Annotated in this window: 13 protein-coding genes and 1 tRNA gene; 4 read left to right on the top strand and 10 right to left on the bottom strand. The window is 36.8% G+C overall.

What is annotated here, in order from left to right; translation table 11 throughout:
• Nucleotides 1-302: 302 nt before the first annotated feature.
• From KPC_RS00425 to KPC_RS00415, 3 genes are read right to left on the bottom strand one after another with little or no spacing between them, the layout of a single operon-like run.
• Nucleotides 303-1,358 carry a PoNe immunity protein domain-containing protein gene (locus KPC_RS00425; protein WP_228212103.1) on the bottom strand — a complete coding sequence of 352 codons (1,056 nt, stop codon included), beginning with the start codon at nucleotides 1,356-1,358 and terminating at the stop codon, nucleotides 303-305.
• Nucleotides 1,359-1,361: 3 nt separating this feature from the next.
• On the bottom strand, nucleotides 1,362-2,897 hold the full coding sequence (locus tag KPC_RS00420; protein ID WP_121972480.1) for a hypothetical protein: 1,536 nt from the start codon (nucleotides 2,895-2,897) through the stop codon (nucleotides 1,362-1,364).
• Complete coding sequence (locus KPC_RS00415; RefSeq protein WP_171334385.1) at nucleotides 2,894-5,947, bottom strand: DUF2345 domain-containing protein; 3,054 nt, start codon at nucleotides 5,945-5,947, stop codon at nucleotides 2,894-2,896. The genes KPC_RS00420 and KPC_RS00415 overlap by 4 nt, the downstream gene beginning before the upstream one ends.
• 1,194 nt (nucleotides 5,948-7,141) lie before the next feature.
• On the opposite strand from KPC_RS00415, the gene KPC_RS00405 reads away from it, so the two are divergent.
• Both KPC_RS00405 and KPC_RS00400 read left to right on the top strand, forming a co-directional pair.
• The gene (locus KPC_RS00405; RefSeq protein WP_121972477.1) at nucleotides 7,142-7,369 is read left to right on the top strand and encodes a hypothetical protein; all 228 of its coding nucleotides are present in this window, start codon (nucleotides 7,142-7,144) and stop codon (nucleotides 7,367-7,369) included.
• A gap of 285 nt (nucleotides 7,370-7,654) precedes the next feature.
• Nucleotides 7,655-7,730, top strand: a tRNA-Thr gene (locus KPC_RS00400).
• Between the two features lie 19 nt (nucleotides 7,731-7,749).
• Here the strand turns inward: KPC_RS00400 and KPC_RS00395 are convergent.
• The 4 genes from KPC_RS00395 to KPC_RS00380 all read right to left on the bottom strand — a co-directional run bounded on the left by KPC_RS00395 (nucleotide 7,750) and on the right by KPC_RS00380 (nucleotide 11,824).
• On the bottom strand, nucleotides 7,750-8,175 hold the full coding sequence (locus tag KPC_RS00395; RefSeq protein WP_121972476.1) for a GFA family protein: 426 nt from the start codon (nucleotides 8,173-8,175) through the stop codon (nucleotides 7,750-7,752).
• Nucleotides 8,162-9,010: a class I SAM-dependent methyltransferase gene (locus KPC_RS00390; protein ID WP_121972475.1), complete on the bottom strand. Its 849-nt coding sequence runs from the start codon at nucleotides 9,008-9,010 to the stop codon at nucleotides 8,162-8,164. Before KPC_RS00390 ends, KPC_RS00395 begins: the two co-directional genes overlap by 14 nt.
• A gap of 9 nt (nucleotides 9,011-9,019) precedes the next feature.
• A complete protein-coding gene (locus KPC_RS00385; RefSeq protein ID WP_213065868.1) occupies nucleotides 9,020-10,318 on the bottom strand; it encodes an FAD-dependent oxidoreductase in 1,299 nt (432 codons plus the stop codon).
• A gap of 630 nt (nucleotides 10,319-10,948) precedes the next feature.
• Nucleotides 10,949-11,824, bottom strand: a complete 876-nt coding sequence (locus KPC_RS00380; RefSeq protein ID WP_121972473.1) for a pirin family protein — start codon at nucleotides 11,822-11,824, stop codon at nucleotides 10,949-10,951.
• A 306-nt stretch (nucleotides 11,825-12,130) separates the two neighbouring features.
• Here KPC_RS00380 and ycaC point away from each other — a divergent pair, with 306 nt between their 5' ends.
• Both ycaC and KPC_RS00370 read left to right on the top strand, forming a co-directional pair.
• Nucleotides 12,131-12,757, top strand: coding sequence for an isochorismate family cysteine hydrolase YcaC (ycaC, locus tag KPC_RS00375; protein WP_121972472.1), 627 nt, complete (start codon nucleotides 12,131-12,133; stop codon nucleotides 12,755-12,757).
• A 117-nt stretch (nucleotides 12,758-12,874) separates the two neighbouring features.
• Nucleotides 12,875-13,795, top strand: a complete 921-nt coding sequence (locus KPC_RS00370) for a LysR substrate-binding domain-containing protein (protein ID WP_121972471.1) — start codon at nucleotides 12,875-12,877, stop codon at nucleotides 13,793-13,795.
• Nucleotides 13,796-13,848: 53 nt separating this feature from the next.
• On the opposite strand, the gene ahpC is transcribed toward KPC_RS00370, so the two are convergent.
• The 3 genes from ahpC to gigD all read right to left on the bottom strand — a co-directional run bounded on the left by ahpC (nucleotide 13,849) and on the right by gigD (nucleotide 17,058).
• Nucleotides 13,849-14,412: an alkyl hydroperoxide reductase subunit C gene (ahpC, locus tag KPC_RS00365; RefSeq protein WP_121972470.1), complete on the bottom strand. Its 564-nt coding sequence runs from the start codon at nucleotides 14,410-14,412 to the stop codon at nucleotides 13,849-13,851.
• 103 nt (nucleotides 14,413-14,515) lie between these two features.
• Nucleotides 14,516-16,348 (bottom strand): lipase family alpha/beta hydrolase, encoded by a 1,833-nt coding sequence (locus tag KPC_RS00360; RefSeq protein WP_407641960.1) that lies wholly within the window; start codon nucleotides 16,346-16,348, stop codon nucleotides 14,516-14,518.
• 257 nt (nucleotides 16,349-16,605) lie between these two features.
• A complete protein-coding gene (gene gigD / locus KPC_RS00355) occupies nucleotides 16,606-17,058 on the bottom strand; it encodes an Lrp/AsnC family transcriptional regulator GigD (protein ID WP_121972481.1) in 453 nt (150 codons plus the stop codon).
• Nucleotides 17,059-17,186: the final 128 nt, after the last annotated feature.

Here is a 17,186-nt window from a genome sequence, read left to right as displayed (position 1 = left end):
TAATAAAAATTAGATTCCCTCTCTCGCCATATTCTACTCTCATGATGATTCATGAGGTCTTAAAGAGCTTAAATCTAAAGGATTTAGGCTTTTTTTTGTTGTCTTATGCAACCTTATAGCATCTATTGAAATCCCCCACACCTAGGGGGGAAAGGAAAAGAGGTACTCACCAGATTTGGTTTCTACGGGACTACACCGTATTGAGAAGGGCTTAATAAATTCAGTAACTGACTAAATTGCCCTAATTATCGTGTTTAAGCTATCTACTAACATCCATAAATAACGTATCAAAATTAAATAGCTCATCCCTCTCCATCAAAATGCCAATACACTTCGCCCCAATCGGCTTCTGAAAGTGTCGGTAAAATATCACCTTGTTTAATGTATTCACGATGATTCGGTCTTGCTGGTGTAGTCCAGTATCCTGTACGTAATGCTTTGTCTCCACCCTTAACTTTAAGTCGTTCCAGATCTTCTTGTGATTGTGAACTTGATTGCGCTCTTGCAAAATCAACCAGATCTTTTGGATAAAACTGATGTTCGCGGTATAGACTATCATCAATATCCAGCAACCATGTTACAGCAGCCGCTTCCCATGACCAATAACCGTAATAGCTAATTCCAGATCTTATATCGGCTTGTGGATGCTGGTCATGATAAGGTTCTCGACGACTAGCTTCATACCAGTCGTCCAGATATTGCAACATTAAAGCAGGACGTTGTTCTGAATCTGCACTAAAAACTTTAAAAAGTTTTCGATAAGGTAAATGGCGTCGTGCTTCATCTGGTGGAATACCGCGGTCTGCCACAAATGGTTCAACTAAACGCTCAAGCAATCCATCTTTTTCCTGACCTTCGGATTCGGCTTCTCTATAATCAATAACTAGCATGATCCGAGACATTTGATCCGCATAGCCAGTAAGTAAACCAAAACATATTAAACGTAAAGCAATATACCAATAATCTTCAGTTCCAAGTGCAATATGCCATACAAAACGACCCTCAGCTTCTTTACTTAAATGGTATGATTTGTGGACTTCTGCATATTGTTCAACCCAATCTAATAAATAAGAATACATATTCTTTATTATATTAATATTAGCACCGCATGAATATTGTAATGAAAAAAAGTCTAGGACATCGATAATTCTTCTTCTTCCACTTACCATCAAATCACTAGGTTTGGCAGTATTTTGGTAAGCTAAAAAACCATCAGTTACAGAATAAATCCCATTAAATAGATCTTCAAAATGATCATTATAAAGATCATCTGTCATTAAACTATCTCTGTATGTATTACTGTCAAAATTTTTTGTTTCAAACCATTGTTGCCAGTCTATATTTAAATCATTTTCCACTTTTTACTCCGGTAACATATCATTTGGTAAAACAAACTCTAATTTTATCGCATGTGCCGTAACTGTACGCGTACATTTCGGTTTATCCAGGCCTTTACATTTACTATGATGATCAAATAAATTCCCTGTAATTGTAACTAAACTTCTATCATAAGGGCATTGTACAGCAACGGTTTTAGGTTTCCCTCCAGTAAAAATTTTTGTCGATGAAGGAGAGAATCTAGCTCTTTCCCAAACTTTTATCTGCCTAATTAAAGAACTATGAGTAGTAATAATTTTTGATGAATCTATTTTTCTTGATATCCATAAATGTGACATTTGGACACCGTCATTATTAGTTCTACCAACCGCATTTTTAACTTTTCCTTCCTGCCCAGATTTCATATAAACATCCAAACCCATACGTAATGCAGTAATCGCTGCTTTGGCTGTTGTTAACTTTCTATGATTAGCTAAATTGGTTGCTTTACTATCAGTAATTCTATACGTATGCCCAATCCTATTACTATGCCAAACATGATCTATACCATTATGCCCACTATCATGATATTCATATAACACACCATTATTATTGATTTTAGATCGGCTTTTCATTCGCTTCACATAATAATAATCTGTAATATGCTCTCCTCCTGAACCGAGTTCTTTATTGCTCCGTCTTTTTTCTTTCCGTTTATTCGCAACGTTTTTAGTTCTTGTTTTTGCGGTATTTCCAGCCGTATCTTTTACAACTTTCCCTTCTTGCCTAGTTTTTGGTGCGGGAGTCTGGCTAACGTTTTTAGCTTTAGGGGCAGGAGTTGCTGTCGCTTTGGGTGCTGGAGCTGGTGTTTTAGGTTTTGGCACAGGAGTTGCGGGTGCTTTAGGAGCTGGCGCAGGTGTTCTCGCTACAATTGGCGCTCTGGCAGTCGTATTGGGATAAGGCGTAGCTAAAGCTTTTCTCTGGGCTGCCTGTAAATCCTTCATCACCAGCTCAATCTGTCGACTTGCTAACTGTTTCATTTGACGCAACTGTGTAACTAAGGTTTTTAATCGAGCTTGACCCAATACGGCTCGGGTTAACCAGCTATCAAAAACATCGATCAAACCATCAATAATCTTGTTACAGGTTCCCTGAATCTCTCTGGTATATGCAGCCCAATTCAAATTTTTAAACCAATTATCTACATCGCCTCGTAATTTTTTACTTGGAATAGCATCAAGGATTGCACCCATGGCTTTGCCTGAGCGTAGTTGTTTAAAAACAATTTTTAAACCATCACCTGCTACAGGAACAAATGCAACTAAATTAAATACCAAATCAAACCAGTTATCTTTATCATCAGGTTTTTCTGCTATTTTGACAACTGACACAATAACATTGCCGACATCAACACCTTGTCCAACAAAAGGAATACAGCCAATTACAACAGCAACAATAATCTGTGCAGGACTTGACCCACTTCCATCAAGTACACCTTTAATCCACTGTGCAGCGGACTCCTCACCCTTTTGGGTGACCCTGATTTGTCGTGCCGGTGCTTTAGCAACTGCTGTATTCATGCATCATCTCCTAAACTTAAAGATGAGTTATCTGTTAGTGGTATTTCCTCAGCATTATCTTCAATTTCATCATTTTTATTATTCTCTTGAGCAATTATTTGTTCTTCATAATTTTCAATATGATCATCAAACTCCATGTCATCTCCATTGACCATTGCTTCAATTTCATCAGGGAAATAATCATCCAGAAGCATATCCATCTCCTGTTTATTGTATTGTTCTATTAATTGCTCCGCTTCTGCCACGCTCATAACCTTATTATTTTTAAATGGATTCTCAACTTTTTCTTTATCTGGTTTAGCCGCCAAGCTACTAAATCCATAATAAACTTTTGGTTGCAGCTTATCAGCAGGTACAGTCACTTTTGCATATCCATCTGCGTCTAACATCCCTTCCTGTATTGAACCATCTTCAAACATAAGCTTATATGGCGCTAGAGCTACTGGCTTTAAATCATCATACAGATAACTTAATTCGAGTTCTTTCGGGGGTAAATTTACCATTGGTAAGGCAGGCAAATTTGCTGAAACACTCGCCCCGCCCATAAACAAATGCTGCCCAGCCTTCACCTCAAACTTGCCACCTGTCGTCGGTAAAATACCACTACCACTAATTTCAATTTGTGACCCACCAGCTGTCAATAAAATTTTCTTATTGGCTTTTATCTCTATAACATCTTCTGTTGATGTGATTTGAATACCTTTTCGTGCGATCAGATCTAGGCCATCACCTTGAGCCTGAACTTCAACTTTACCTTTTCCTGCATATAACCTTGCACCTTCTTGTGCTGCAAACAAACTGATTTTATTTTGAGCATGTGCAATCAAATTTTTCTGGGTACTCAAGTTAATACTATCACCCGCAATTTGATTAATTTGTGCATCCGCAGAAATATGAATATCTTCAGCAGTACTTAAACCAATGCCTGATGGGGAGGTTAATAGCATCATGGCTTGATTAAATTTGGCTATTTTTTCCTGAATCTGTTCAGCAAACGCTTTGAGCTGTTCTAAGGATTCAAGCTCATCTGTTTGCTGATTTTTGGCAACTTCACTTAAAGCTTTAGCATTATTTTGGTTACTTTCAAACTGTTTCTTAGCATCCTGAGCATCCAGATGATCTGCACTGGCTTGATCCTGTTTATAGGTTGAAATCAATAAACCATCACCTGCCCGAACGGCTCCCCATTGATCCGTTCGAAGCTCAAAGCCTTCACCTCGGTCATCCGATGTTTCGGTTTCTTTAGGATGGCTGAGTTTTCCCAGATTTAACTGACTCGCAGCATGACTACTTTGTAACTGGGTACTAATCTGTCCAGAAGTATCATCAAAACGTAGCTGACCAAAGCCGCTTCCACCAATTTCATTTGAACGAATCCCACTCAATCTACGTGTATCTGGAAGCTGTCCTTTAATATCAAATCTGGTCGGGCTACGTTGTGCTTCGTGCAAACGTCCTATCACAAATGGGCGGTCAATATTCCCATCCATAAAATCAACAACAACGATTTCACCTATACGTGGTAAAAAACGTACACCATAGCCTTCACCAGCCCAAGGTGTAACTACATCCACCCATGCAGAATCCGTATCATTATCGTTAGTCCCTGCACCTCCATCATGTTGATGATCATCGCTTCTGGTAAACAAGAAACGTACCTTGATACGTCCCCATTCATCCACGTAGATTTCTTCTCCAGCAGGACCAACAACTTTTGCCCTCTGTGGATATGCTTTGGCCCGATGTTCAAGTGGATTATATTCAGGTGTAATTGGAATATTTCGTCTTTGCAAAATCAGTTGATTGGCTTGGCGCTCAGTATTATTTGCAATATTTTCTAAATTCCACTGGCTTTGACCCAATAGAATATTGACCTGTTCGGTCAGATCTTTTGGCAGATTATTTTGACTATAATAAGACTTTCCAGTAATTAAAAATTCCTTGTCATCTCCTGAATGTTGATCAATCTCAGGATGATCTTCAAACTCAAACCAATATCCAACTTGCGCATCACGCACTGTTGATTGTGCTACAAACTGTTTTGCCTGATTATTATGATAATTGCTCAAGTTCTGATTAAATCGCTCTACCTGACGATTTCCTGATGCAGTTGCGCCATCTTCACCTTTTAAATCTTGCATCCAGGCAGGTGAAAAATGCCATGCATCCTCCAGCCCCAAACTTGCGGAATCATAATGAGCAGAATGCTTTTGTGTACCAAGAACAGATCCAGCCCCTTCATCGATATCCAATACATCTGCTTGCCAACGGTTGATATACACAGATGTAGGTTGTAATGATCTTTGACCAATAAAGCTGGTTATACTATCTTGGGTTTCTGTAGCACTACTGCGATGATATTTTATCTTTCTTCGCTCTAAAGCCTGATAGTGTGCATTATCATCAATTAAACGAAACTTTTGAGCCTGTATCTGGGTTGAGCTAGTGGGAACAATTAATTGAGCTTCATCAACCAACCAGCTGATAGACTCGGAACGCAACAAATTGGTTAAAAACTCCCAGTCTGTCTGATTATGCTGCATAGTAAATGGGCGAATATCATATTCTTTGGCTAGCCCACTCATATCCAAAGTCAAACTGGATGCAAACAGCGGACTTTTATTTTTCCATTCAGTGAATAATATCTCAACAACATCACGTACACTTTTATTCATAAAAACACGACTGTTTCGTCTGTGTTTAAATAAGCTACTGGCATCCTGCATTTCCAGTTTATAGAGCGTCAAGCTTCCATCAGATTGCCCAACATCCGCACCTGTGATAATCCCTGTTTGACGGCTTAATAAACCCTGGTCTGTTACAGTATCTACTGCTACTTGCACACCAATGAACTGCTTCAAAGGAATTGAAGCATCAGTCGACAAACAAACTAAAGTCGCATGTAGACCTTCATTAAGTGTATGTTGACCTTCAACATATTGTAGAAAAACTTTCGAGTTCAAAGACTCATTTGAAAATAAAACGTGAATTGAACGTTTTTGAGCAGTTAGACCAAGCTGTTCTAATGCTGTATAAATGTTATTAAACATGATTAAATTTTTTAATTATAGATACTTTTAAATTTTACTGAACAATTCAAATCTTGTCTATTTTATATCCTTTTTCATCCTTTTAAAATATATAGCTCTCTATGAATATGATCTTTCCAAACATCATCAAAAACACTAAAGATAAGCCAATGATATTCCCATGCCTACATATAATGTAGAAAATTTATATAGATAAGAACAAGGTCATATTGTTTGAATTTTATACGACATTAGATGTCGCTCAATACATCTTTAAATATTTACTTATCTATCCAAAAAACTAAGCTATAAAAAAACATTGATCAGAGCTTTCGATATGCAAAATTTCTTGACTATGATTGCAGGTGGTGCTTGGTTTGCAATATGCATCCCTCTATTCGTTATCTTATGTACAACTTATAAAAAAATTAAAGACAGCGAAATGTTTCAAGATATCTTTGGGATGNATCATCATCTTAAATCTAAAAAAATAATGGAACTTAAGAAAAACCTTGAATCTCCTTATTTATCCGAAACAGATAAAGCTGCATTTCAATACGAATTACAAACTGCTATTTTACAAAGAGACCTTAACATTAATGAAGAAAATCTATTTATCCTAAAATATTTCAAAAGTTTGGTTCACAGTCATTTTGCTGCAAGAATTTATAAAAACTGTCGATCCTTCGTGCATTTCAACGAAGAAACCCAAGGCTTTGAATTGATTAGACCGATTTCCTTTAAAGAGGCAAAAAAATCAGAAAATATTGGCGCTGCATTATTTTCTGCCAGCGGCATTTTTGCCTATTTATTTATGATTTATATGCTTTATTTCGTTGATATTGGTATTGATCTTAAACAGCATACCCACCTTGCAATAATATGGGGGACAATCAGTCTGATCCTTATGATCAGTATAATTTATATCGGATCTATTATTTTAAAATTCTTTATGCGCAAATCAAATGCCTTAAAACTGTTAGAACTGCCAAAGAAAAATTTAAATATACTGCTTCCAAAAGTACTACCTTCAAAGAACATAAAGGATTGATATCTTTTAATCAGTCAGACTGCTTGATATTTATATTTAGAAATAAAAAACTACAAATTAGCTATCACATAGCTGCAATGTTTATGTTTTAAAATAACCTTGCGGTAACCACGCAATTAAAAAGCTCGTTGAAAACATAGGAATACTGCTATTCGGGAGCGAGAATGAATAACAGCGCTAATTATGTAAGACAAATCAAAAATGCTAAACGTGGTGGTTATACACCCACTATTGCGAAAGACATCAATAAACATAAGATACAAAAGGCAATGCGGCTCATCAACGAATGGAGAAAACTCGCAAATGAACTCAAGCCCCAAATGCAAATGGATATGGCTCTAACCCTAGAAGAATGTGCACAGGATCTTGATCAAATTTTAAGGAGTAAATAATGTCCGTCTCTTTAAATCCCAAAAAACGTTTCCCCATTCACAGTTTTAAGGAATATTCAGTCTATTCTCTTCCTTAATCTCTAAATATTTATTCTTTCAATAGCTCACTGTCGAGTGAGCTATTTTCAAGTACCTATCTTTGAACTTTTTTGTATTGTGACAACACTCTTGATCAAAAATCATCAACTCCATTTATTCTTGATTGTCTTAAGGCGTGTTTTGGGTTCAAATGTTCATTTTTTAGCTTGCAATCTTAAAGAGATTCTGTAGAATTCTCGCATCAAAGCCGACATAGCTCAGTTGGTAGAGCAACTGACTTGTAATCAGTAGGTCCTCAGTTCGAATCCGAGTGTCGGCACCATTTTTTTCTCATCTTTATCTTATTTCTTTGCCAATTCTTCAAAATGTAAAATATTCGGATTTAATACATCCCAGTGATTTGCTTGGCTAATAAATAACTCTGCTTTGGGTTCAAATAAGTTTGGTTCATCCAATGTTCCAACATGTATAGAAATAATACCAGCTAACATTTCAGGTAAACTGAATAACCGAGAACCACATTTAGGACAAAATCCGCGTCGCACCCTTTTGCCTGACTTTCCATTTGAATCAAAGTACTGAACTTTTCCTTTTATTATTACTTCCGATTGAAAAAATGAAAGCAAAGGTGCATAAGCACTACCTGTTATTTTTTGACAATCTCGACAATGGCAATTAATACTGTATCTGGGCTTAGCTATTGTTTCATAACGTACAGCACCACAGAAGCCCCCCCCCTGAATATTGTTGCATTTATTCTTCTCCATATTTTACTGCATTAACTTGAATATAACGCACTATCCCATCTTCATATAGTTTCCTGCAAAGCTTCGCTGTCATCTTGATTTTAAATGTATCGAGTAATGGATACTCTCCATACTCAAACCTGGCCTGTTTAATATATTGCGCAAAGCCATTCAATACAGACTCAGAAATATCCTCTACCTGCACTTGCTGAAACTGATGTTGAGCTAAAATTTGTAAAGTTCGATCATGACTATAGATATGAAATAAATCGACTGCTGCGGTTTTCAGTAAAAATCGATATTTCTCTTTTTGCAGTGTCGATAAATGATACCATTTTTCAGAAAACATTAAATAATGAAAGGCAATACGTCCATTGGGCTGTAAAACTGCTACCACACTATTTAAAAATTGATGCAAGTTACTATGATATGCAGCATCTATGCAGATCACTGCTGTAAACTTTTCTGAAAATGGAATATGTTGTAAGTCTAAAAATGAATGACAATAAATCTGTTCTAATTGTGGCAAATGGTTGCGGATAGTATCAACACACTCAGCTTGTAATTCTACAGCCTGAAGATGCTGAATATTATAGTACTCTAACCAGAGATTCAGGCTAGCCCCCTGCCCACACCCCAAATCCAGAAGTCGATCAGTACTATACAAATGAATACTGTCTGCCAAATGTTGTGCAAGTTGTTTACAGGCTTGTGGATATGAAAGCTGAGCATTCTGTGAATGCGCCCAATACCCTAAATTACTCCAAGCAAATAGCGATTTATCTCCTAATTGTTTGGCATTGATCGCATATTTATGTTTAGGAAACTGTTGCTGTATTACTTGGAGCCATTTCATTTAATCAACCTAATAACCGAGCTGCGGAGCAACCTCAACTTTAGGTTTCAACCCTTCAAAAGGCAACGGTGCGCCAAAGATTTGTGCAATATGCATCGCCGAGGTCACTGCTGACTCCAAAATAGGTAATCCATCGCATGACCATGAACCACAATAAAACACTTTACGGTTTGGTTGCTTATGACGCTCCTGAATCTCTTTATTCAATGCAACAGTCTGGGAGTCTACAACTGCACGAGTTAAGGTCACACTAGAAATCACTTTTTTAGGATCAATAGATGTTACTGGACGCCATGTCTGGAATACAGGTGTTTTACCAACTAAACTCGGTTCAATAGAGTTTAACCAAACAGTAAATTGTTGCTTGGTAAATTGACGATCCATCATATAACTGAGTACACACCAGTCTTTACGATTTGGTGGCATAACTGTTGCGTCGGTATGCATGACCAATTCACCATCTTCAAACTTAAACTGTTTAAGCAGTTTGATATCTTCAGCAAATTGATCCTTATTTAAGAAATCTTCCAGTTTGGTGGTTGGGGTAGCGACAACAACTTTATCAAATAAGAACTCGTCACCATCTTCATTTCTAACTACAACCTGATCACCCTGCTCTTCAACGTGCTGAATGGCTGAGCCACTATGTAACTCTATACCTTGAATAAGTTTATCCACAAAGGCTGGGGTTCCACCATTTAACCGTAGTAATGCATCTCCATCTGTCAGTTGCTTAAGAAAAACCAAGAGTGGCTTTGCTGGCCATTCCCCAATGGTCTTTGGATCACAAGTACAAATTGTATAGAGGACAGGCATGACCGCACCATGCCAAAACACTTCCTCTATTTCATTATGATTAATAAACTCTGCAAGCGTAATATCCTGATTTTTAGACTTGAAGAATTGATGAATTGCCGTTTTTAATTGCAACATGCCTTTAACAAGACGCCATCCATACTGCTTGATCCCTTTGCGATTATTAATAATTGGGAAATTGCCAATACGGGTTCGGGAAGTAGTTAACCAAGTCTCTGTTTTATCTTCAAATAACCAGCTACATGCCATATAAGTACGTACAGGAAAAGTGGTCATCCCCAAATGAGTTGCAAGGCTTAAAGTATTTTTCCATAAATGTGGATTCATCACACGTAGTGGAGCATCGATTAAACCACCTTCAAACTCTAAGCTATGACTGTCCATACCACGTCCAGGTAGGGCTTCAAAGATAGTAATATTATGTCCAGCATCTTTCAGAATTCTTGCGGTAGCGAGCCCAGCCATGCCACTACCAATCACTGCAATATTCAAAGTTATTATCCGTGAATTGACCATTTTTTTTATTATGAATCAATCCCGGTCAAAACATGGTATTAAAAAGTTCCAGTTTTATTATTTTTTTCTAAAGACTTTTCGATAAAGTTGTCCACTCAAGTCTTCATTCATAAAATGTTCAAAAAAGATACGAATACATACTCAAAAATCAATATCAAAAATCAATAAAAATTAAATATATAATAAAAAATTGATTTTAAAATAATCAGATATTTTCACTTAATATATAAATTAATTATTTACATACTTCTGATTTTTAATTATCATGCAGCCTATAAAAAACGATAACCACATCACAAAACACAACACAAAATAAGAACCATGCATAAATATAAATCAGCTAAAAGGGACTCTATAATGTGGGATAGAGTCCTTTTTTCTTTGTGAATTTTGCCAAAACCAGCTTATACTTCGATGAACTTCACGGATATTTTAGATATTGAATATAACAATCAAATTGCTTGATTTCTTCATCTTTCAGTGCTCATAACATGATGTATGACAGCCACTTTATGATACTGATAAATCCCATTATAAATTCATCTACTTTTATCATACAGATTTAAAAAAATGAAAAGCCTTTTCCTGAAAGACTTTTCATTTATCTTACTCAGTAACCGCAATTTGTCCAAACTTTCCATTGTTAAAATCATTAAATGCCTGAATAATTTCATCTTTAGTGTTCATAACAAATGGACCATAACCTTGAATTGGTTCATTTAAAGGCTTACCGGTTAAGACCAGGAAACGTGCATTTTCAATTGCTGCAAGTTGTATTACTGGATCTGCATCATGTGCAAAAAGTACGATAGAGTGATCTTTCACCTGTTGATGACCATTGATCATCAATTCACCCTCAAGTAATACCACCAACACATTATGATCAACCGGGACATGGATAATGTGTTCATGTTCAGACTTTAGCGAACCATCCCAGACATTCACAGGGCTATGTGTAGATGCAGGCCCTTGATATTCTAAATATTTCCCTGCAATAACACGCATCTGACCTGCGTCATCATCCAAAGGGATTACAGGAATATCCTGAGCTGCCAATGTCTGATATTTAGGCGGGTTCATTTTATCACTTGCAGGTAAATTTACCCAGAGCTGTACCATTTCAAAAAGACCGCCCTTTTTGGCAAACGCTTCAGAATGAAACTCTTCATGTACCAGTCCACTACCTGCAGTCATCCATTGCACATCACCGGTTTTAATCGTTCCACCGCCACCACTGGAATCTTTGTGTGTCACTTCCCCATTATATGCAATGGTTACTGTTTCAAAACCACGATGTGGGTGAGAGCCTACACCATGTTTTTCTGTTGTCGGCTCAAAGTGATAAGGAGCAGCATAATCCAAAAGTAAAAAAGGACTAATTGCCTGCCCTAACCGGTCATAGGAGAATAAGTTTTTCACTGGGAACCCATCTCCAACCCAATGCATATTTTGGTTGCGATATATACCAACAACTTTTCTCATTTCAATTCTCCTATTTCTAGGACTTAAGATGGGATGATGTTAAGGCTTTTCAAGCTTAAAAACACTCAAAGGCATGGTACGCTACTTCCTAAAAATGGGACAATATCACTATTGAACAATGTATTTACTGAACCATAAATTAACCAATATAACTCGGAAGTAATTATCCCAATTATGAGACTTTAATTCTTATAAAAACCATTTAATAAACGGGCAGTTCTCATTAGCATTAATCTGGATCGGGTAAATGCATAACTCAAAAACACGATCAAACATGAATTTTCTTAAAAAGAGGAACTCACTAAAATGGGCAAGCCATATGTACGTTTAGATAAGGATAATGCTGCCGTTCTATTGGTAGATCATCAAACAGGGTTACTTTCTTTGGTACGAGATATAGACCCAGATAAATTTAAAAATAACGTTTTAGCGCTCGCAGCAGCCGCTAAGTACTTTAATTTACCTACAATTTTAACGACCAGCTTTGAGCAAGGTCCTAACGGCCCTCTTGTTCCTGAGCTTAAGGAAATGTTTCCTGATGCACCCTATATCGCACGTCCGGGACAAATTAATGCTTGGGATAATGAAGATTTTGTCAAGGCAGTCAAGGCAACAGGAAAAAAACAATTAATCATAGCAGGCGTAGTAACTGAAGTTTGTGTTGCCTTCCCCGCATTATCTGCATTAGAAGAAGATTTTGAAGTTTTTGTCATTACTGATGCATCAGGGACATTTAATCATCTAACCCGTGATTCAGCATGGGAGCGCATGTCACAAGCAGGTGCCCAGCTCATGACATGGTTTGGTGCCTCATGTGAACTTCATCGTGACTGGCGTAATGATATTGAAGGTTTGGGCACATTATTTTCAAATCATATCCCTGATTATCGTAATCTTATTAATAGTTATAATCAAAATACATCACAAAAGTAGTCTTATACATTTCAGCAAGAAAGCGCTAGTATGTGCTTTCTTGCTCTCACCAGTTATACACAATATACTTATTTTCAGCTAAAAAAATAAAACATTGCACAAATTTAAAGGTAATTTATGCATTCATTTGACGATTATTATTACTTTTATCTGGTGGTTAAACACGGTGGATTTAGTGCAGCAAGTGAAGCGAGCGATATTACAAAATCAAAACTTAGTCGCCGAATATTAGAGTTAGAAAGCAAATTTAATGTCAATCTTATTCATCGTTCTACACGATATTTTAAAGTCACACCTTTAGGGCAAGAGTTTTATGAGGAATGTTGCAAAATACTCGCACAAGTTGAATGTGCTGAGAATGTATTGCTTAATCAAAAAAGTGAACCTCAGGGATTGGTTAAAATAAGTTGCCCCCCATTTATGATGCAATTTCAGATCCGTCATTTATTAAATCAATTTCTGACACAATACCCCAAGGTTGACATTGAAATAGAATTGACCAGTAGACGTGTAGATCTTATACATGATGATATTGACCTTGCGATACGAACCAATTTTCAAGCCAATGAAGATTCAAGTTTTATCATTAGGGATGTCATTAAAACGACACATGTTTTAGTTGCCAGCCCTGAACTGCTTCATGGAAATATCATCAGCAACTTTTCTGAATTACATCAATATCCAAGCATTGTACTAGGTACGCAAAAAATTGATTATCAATGGTTACTGCATAACTTAAAACATAATGAAGAAGTAGAGATTCCACTACAGCCACGTATTAAAAGTAGCGATTTGGCAGGTGTTTATTATGCTGTCAAAGATGGGTTAGGAATTGCTGATCTGCCTTATTTAACAGTTGAAGAAGATATCAGAAAAGGGAAACTCATCCACATCCTACCCGAATGGTGTTCAAATATCGGAACAGTACAACTGGTTTATGCAACAAGAAAAGGTCAACGGTTGGTAATGCAAAAACTAATAGAAACACTGGTAGATGGGTTACGTGAGCTGGCTAAAAACAATTCAGGTTATGCATAATACAAAAAGCCAAGACTTTTGGTCCTGGCTTTAAGATATCCAGTTTAAATAGATTAAATTTTACCAATCAAATCAATTGATGGAGCAAGGGTTGCATCACCTTCTTTCCATTTTGCAGGGCAAACTTCACCTGGGTGGTTATGTACATATTGAGCCGCTTTAACTTTACGTAAAAGTTCTGCCGCATCACGTCCTACACCACCTGCATTGATTTCGATAATCTGGATTTTACCGTTTGGATCAATCACGAATGTACCGCGATCAGCCAAGCCATCGGCTTCAATGAGCACTTCAAAGTTTTTCGACAATGTCCAGGTTGGATCACCTACCATTGCATATTGGATTTTTTTGATTTCGTCCGAACTGTCATGCCAAGCTTTATGGGTAAAATGTGTATCAGTTGATACTGAATAAATTTCCACACCTAATTTTTGAAATTCAGCATAATGATCAGCAAGATCACCTAATTCTGTTGGACAAACAAAAGTAAAATCGGCAGGATAGAAAAATACAACAGACCATTTACCTTGAAAGTCTTTTTCAGATACTTCAATAAACTCACCATTTTTATAAGCGGTTGCGTTAAATGGTTTAACTTCTGTATTGATCAAACTCATTAAAATTTCCTCTAAATTCAGTTTACTAGGATTGCTTAGTTTGTGAAATTAGAATACTGAATTTTATAAGATCGGTAAAACCGTAAATTTAAATACAATTAATCTATTTTTCAGATATCTCTTTCATTCCTAAATGCAAGCGCAAAATCCGTCTTAACTCAAAAACAGCTTCTGAAGTTTCCTGAATCGAATGCCCACCATGAATAATCTTTTCAGAAACAGCACCATCCAGATGCGAACTGCTATATGGAACGATACCATCTGAAGTTTGGACAGGACTTGAATGGTGTGTGGTATTTCCCATAATCGAGTGAAATGCCACATTATGGACAGGTTCGATATTAGAGGTAAGTAACATGAATTTTGACTTATCGCTTAAGTCACCTGGTCCATTATAAATTAAGCCCTGTTTGAATTGCTGTACATTTAATCGAAAGTTGGCATCTACAGAATTAATGAAATTTTGCGGCAATCTAATGATTTTCTTAGCAATAAACTGGGTAAACCAACGATTTGCATAGGGTGTTCCCTTTTGTGGTGCTGCAATAAAAACCGCCCGGGTAAATTGTGGGATTGGTTTAAATAAGAACCGCTGCTGAATGATAGGATAATGATCTAGTTGCTTCTTCTGCTGTTCACTCATCAACGGAATCGCCTGAGCTGAAACATCACCTTGACTGACTAGCAGGCGACTGATCACTCCCCCCATGCTATGCCCAATAATAACTGCATCTTTTGCTGAAGCCGAATGTGGTTGGGTCTGGGCAAAAGCCTGTTTTAATAAAGCATATATCTGGAAGCGGCTTTCAAATATTGGCATATTGGTCGAATAAAAAATCTGCCAGACCTGATAATTATCACGTAGTACCCGATCTCCCATGATGTTGTTCATCAACGAGACCCATGCTTCTGGACTACTTCCCAAACCATGAATCATCACAATCACTTTTTTATTGGGTTGATAAGGTTCAATCATAAACAGGTGCGGCATAACCAAACGCTGTTCACGATTGAGCAAGCTCCAATACCCTGCTGAACCGATCTTATTCTCAGCCAGCCATAAACCCATAGGAGCAGAATAGTTTGCCGTAACAATATAGTTATGCTGGTTAATATTGGCAGTCTGGAAGCGATATGGATCAATCACTCTTATTTCAAAACGGGAACCTCTTAAAATTTTTTCTATATTGTCATTCATATCAACGGGTTCAGTTACCGCTGTTACTGGTAAATAACGTGCCGTATGAATATTTGGAGTGACTCTATACTGATAATGGTGTTCAGGATCTAAAATAAACTTTTTTTCTTCCGGATCATGGTGTGTAGACTTGACTGCGACGAACTCAGCCCCAAGACCATCCTGACGATTGACACTGTAAAATCCAGTAAATCCCATAATAAAACTGGAACGAAGCCGATCTATTGGCATATCCTTCAAATCTGGATATTGAGCAAAATTTAATACGTATTGCGCCCCACCAAGATCAATCTGGTCTGGAAACTTCACAAAGCGGCTTTTTGCAAAATAAATCGTCATTAATTTTGACAGTCCCACATTATAAAAAGAGCGCACTTGCATCTGGCGATGGTCAAAAAGTCGTTCTTGTGGGCTTTGTTCAGACTTGAATAAATAGATATAACTATAGCGTATGCTTTTATCCAGAATACCTAAATGCTGATCAATACATTGTGAAGCTGCTGGCGTTAACTGTTTTTTATTTGCTAAAGCATCAATACAAGCTTGCTCTTGCTCCAATAAGGATGCTTTCGCCAGATAGATTTCACTGGCAGCCGCATATAGCTGATCTTTTTCAATAGAGCGATGTTTTTGGATTTCTGACACACACTGGTCTGGATCATCCAGACAACGATCAGCAGTAAACCCGATACTATGTAAAGTACCTTGACTGGATTCACTGAACCTGTGACTGGTCAAAAAATTAGCTGCTTTATTTGATAAAGAAGTGCTTAGTCTATTTTCGCGCAGATGCACAATCTGGCATCCTGACAATATACTCAGAACGAAAATAAAAAAAATATAGGCTATTGTTTTATTTATATGGCTTAACATTAACTAAATAAATGCTAATAAATCTGGATCTCGCTAAACTTTTTAACACACTATAATTTAAAAATCATTAATAATTAGCCTAAAATTACTGAAAAATTCTCGTTAATCATCCACTTTATTTTCTAAAACACATGTTTCTGAATCACCTTATCCAAAATAATTTTAGAATTGATACTTACAATACCCTTGATCTTGTTTAATTTATTAATAATGAACTGTGAAAATGAGTTTAAGTCTTTGGTTGCAACATGTAGTACATAGTTAGAATCGCCAGTAATAATATAGGCATTAATAACCTCATCAAAATCGTTGATCTGACTTAAAAAAAACTTATGATCATCTTCGGTTAACTGCGCCAACTTTATTTCAACAATTGCTTCAATTTTGATGCCTAGCTTTTCATAGTTCACTTTTGCCTGGTATTTCTCAATAATCCCGCTACTTTCAAGTATCTTGACACGGCGATGACACGCAGACGTTGAAAGATTAACAAGTTCTGCAAGTTCCTGATTACTTAAACGGGCATTGCCCTGTAAATACTTCAGAATTTTAAGATCAATTGCATCCACATTCATATTCGAATTTCTTCCTAAAAAATCGTTAATTTTTAGAATAATATACAGTTTATATAATTTTTCATCTAATATTTTCGGATAAAAGCAAAAAAATTGCATGATAAAATCGAATCATTCAAAGGACGAAA

Source organism: Acinetobacter stercoris (assembly GCF_900323515.1).
In the GTDB taxonomy this organism is placed as follows: Bacteria; Pseudomonadota; Gammaproteobacteria; order Pseudomonadales; family Moraxellaceae; genus Acinetobacter; species Acinetobacter stercoris.
The sequence above is the reverse complement of the archived record's forward strand: the minus strand, read 5'-3'. Positions and strand labels throughout refer to the sequence as shown.

What these genes read in the sequence shown, in the direction of transcription:
- KPC_RS00420 (WP_121972480.1), bottom strand. Translation starts at nt 2,897, where the DNA reads ATGAATACAGCAGTTGCTAAAGCACCGGCACGACAAATCAGGGTCACC.
- KPC_RS00415 (WP_171334385.1), bottom strand. Translation starts at nt 5,947, where the DNA reads ATGTTTAATAACATTTATACAGCATTAGAACAGCTTGGTCTAACTGCT.
- KPC_RS00405 (WP_121972477.1), top strand. Translation starts at nt 7,142, where the DNA reads ATGAATAACAGCGCTAATTATGTAAGACAAATCAAAAATGCTAAACGT.
- KPC_RS00395 (WP_121972476.1), bottom strand. Translation starts at nt 8,175, where the DNA reads ATGGAGAAGAATAAATGCAACAATATTCAGGGGGGGGGCTTCTGTGGT.
- KPC_RS00390 (WP_121972475.1), bottom strand. Translation starts at nt 9,010, where the DNA reads ATGAAATGGCTCCAAGTAATACAGCAACAGTTTCCTAAACATAAATAT.
- KPC_RS00380 (WP_121972473.1), bottom strand. Translation starts at nt 11,824, where the DNA reads ATGAGAAAAGTTGTTGGTATATATCGCAACCAAAATATGCATTGGGTT.
- ycaC (WP_121972472.1), top strand. Translation starts at nt 12,131, where the DNA reads ATGGGCAAGCCATATGTACGTTTAGATAAGGATAATGCTGCCGTTCTA.
- KPC_RS00370 (WP_121972471.1), top strand. Translation starts at nt 12,875, where the DNA reads ATGCATTCATTTGACGATTATTATTACTTTTATCTGGTGGTTAAACAC.
- ahpC (WP_121972470.1), bottom strand. Translation starts at nt 14,412, where the DNA reads ATGAGTTTGATCAATACAGAAGTTAAACCATTTAACGCAACCGCTTAT.
- gigD (WP_121972481.1), bottom strand. Translation starts at nt 17,058, where the DNA reads ATGAATGTGGATGCAATTGATCTTAAAATTCTGAAGTATTTACAGGGC.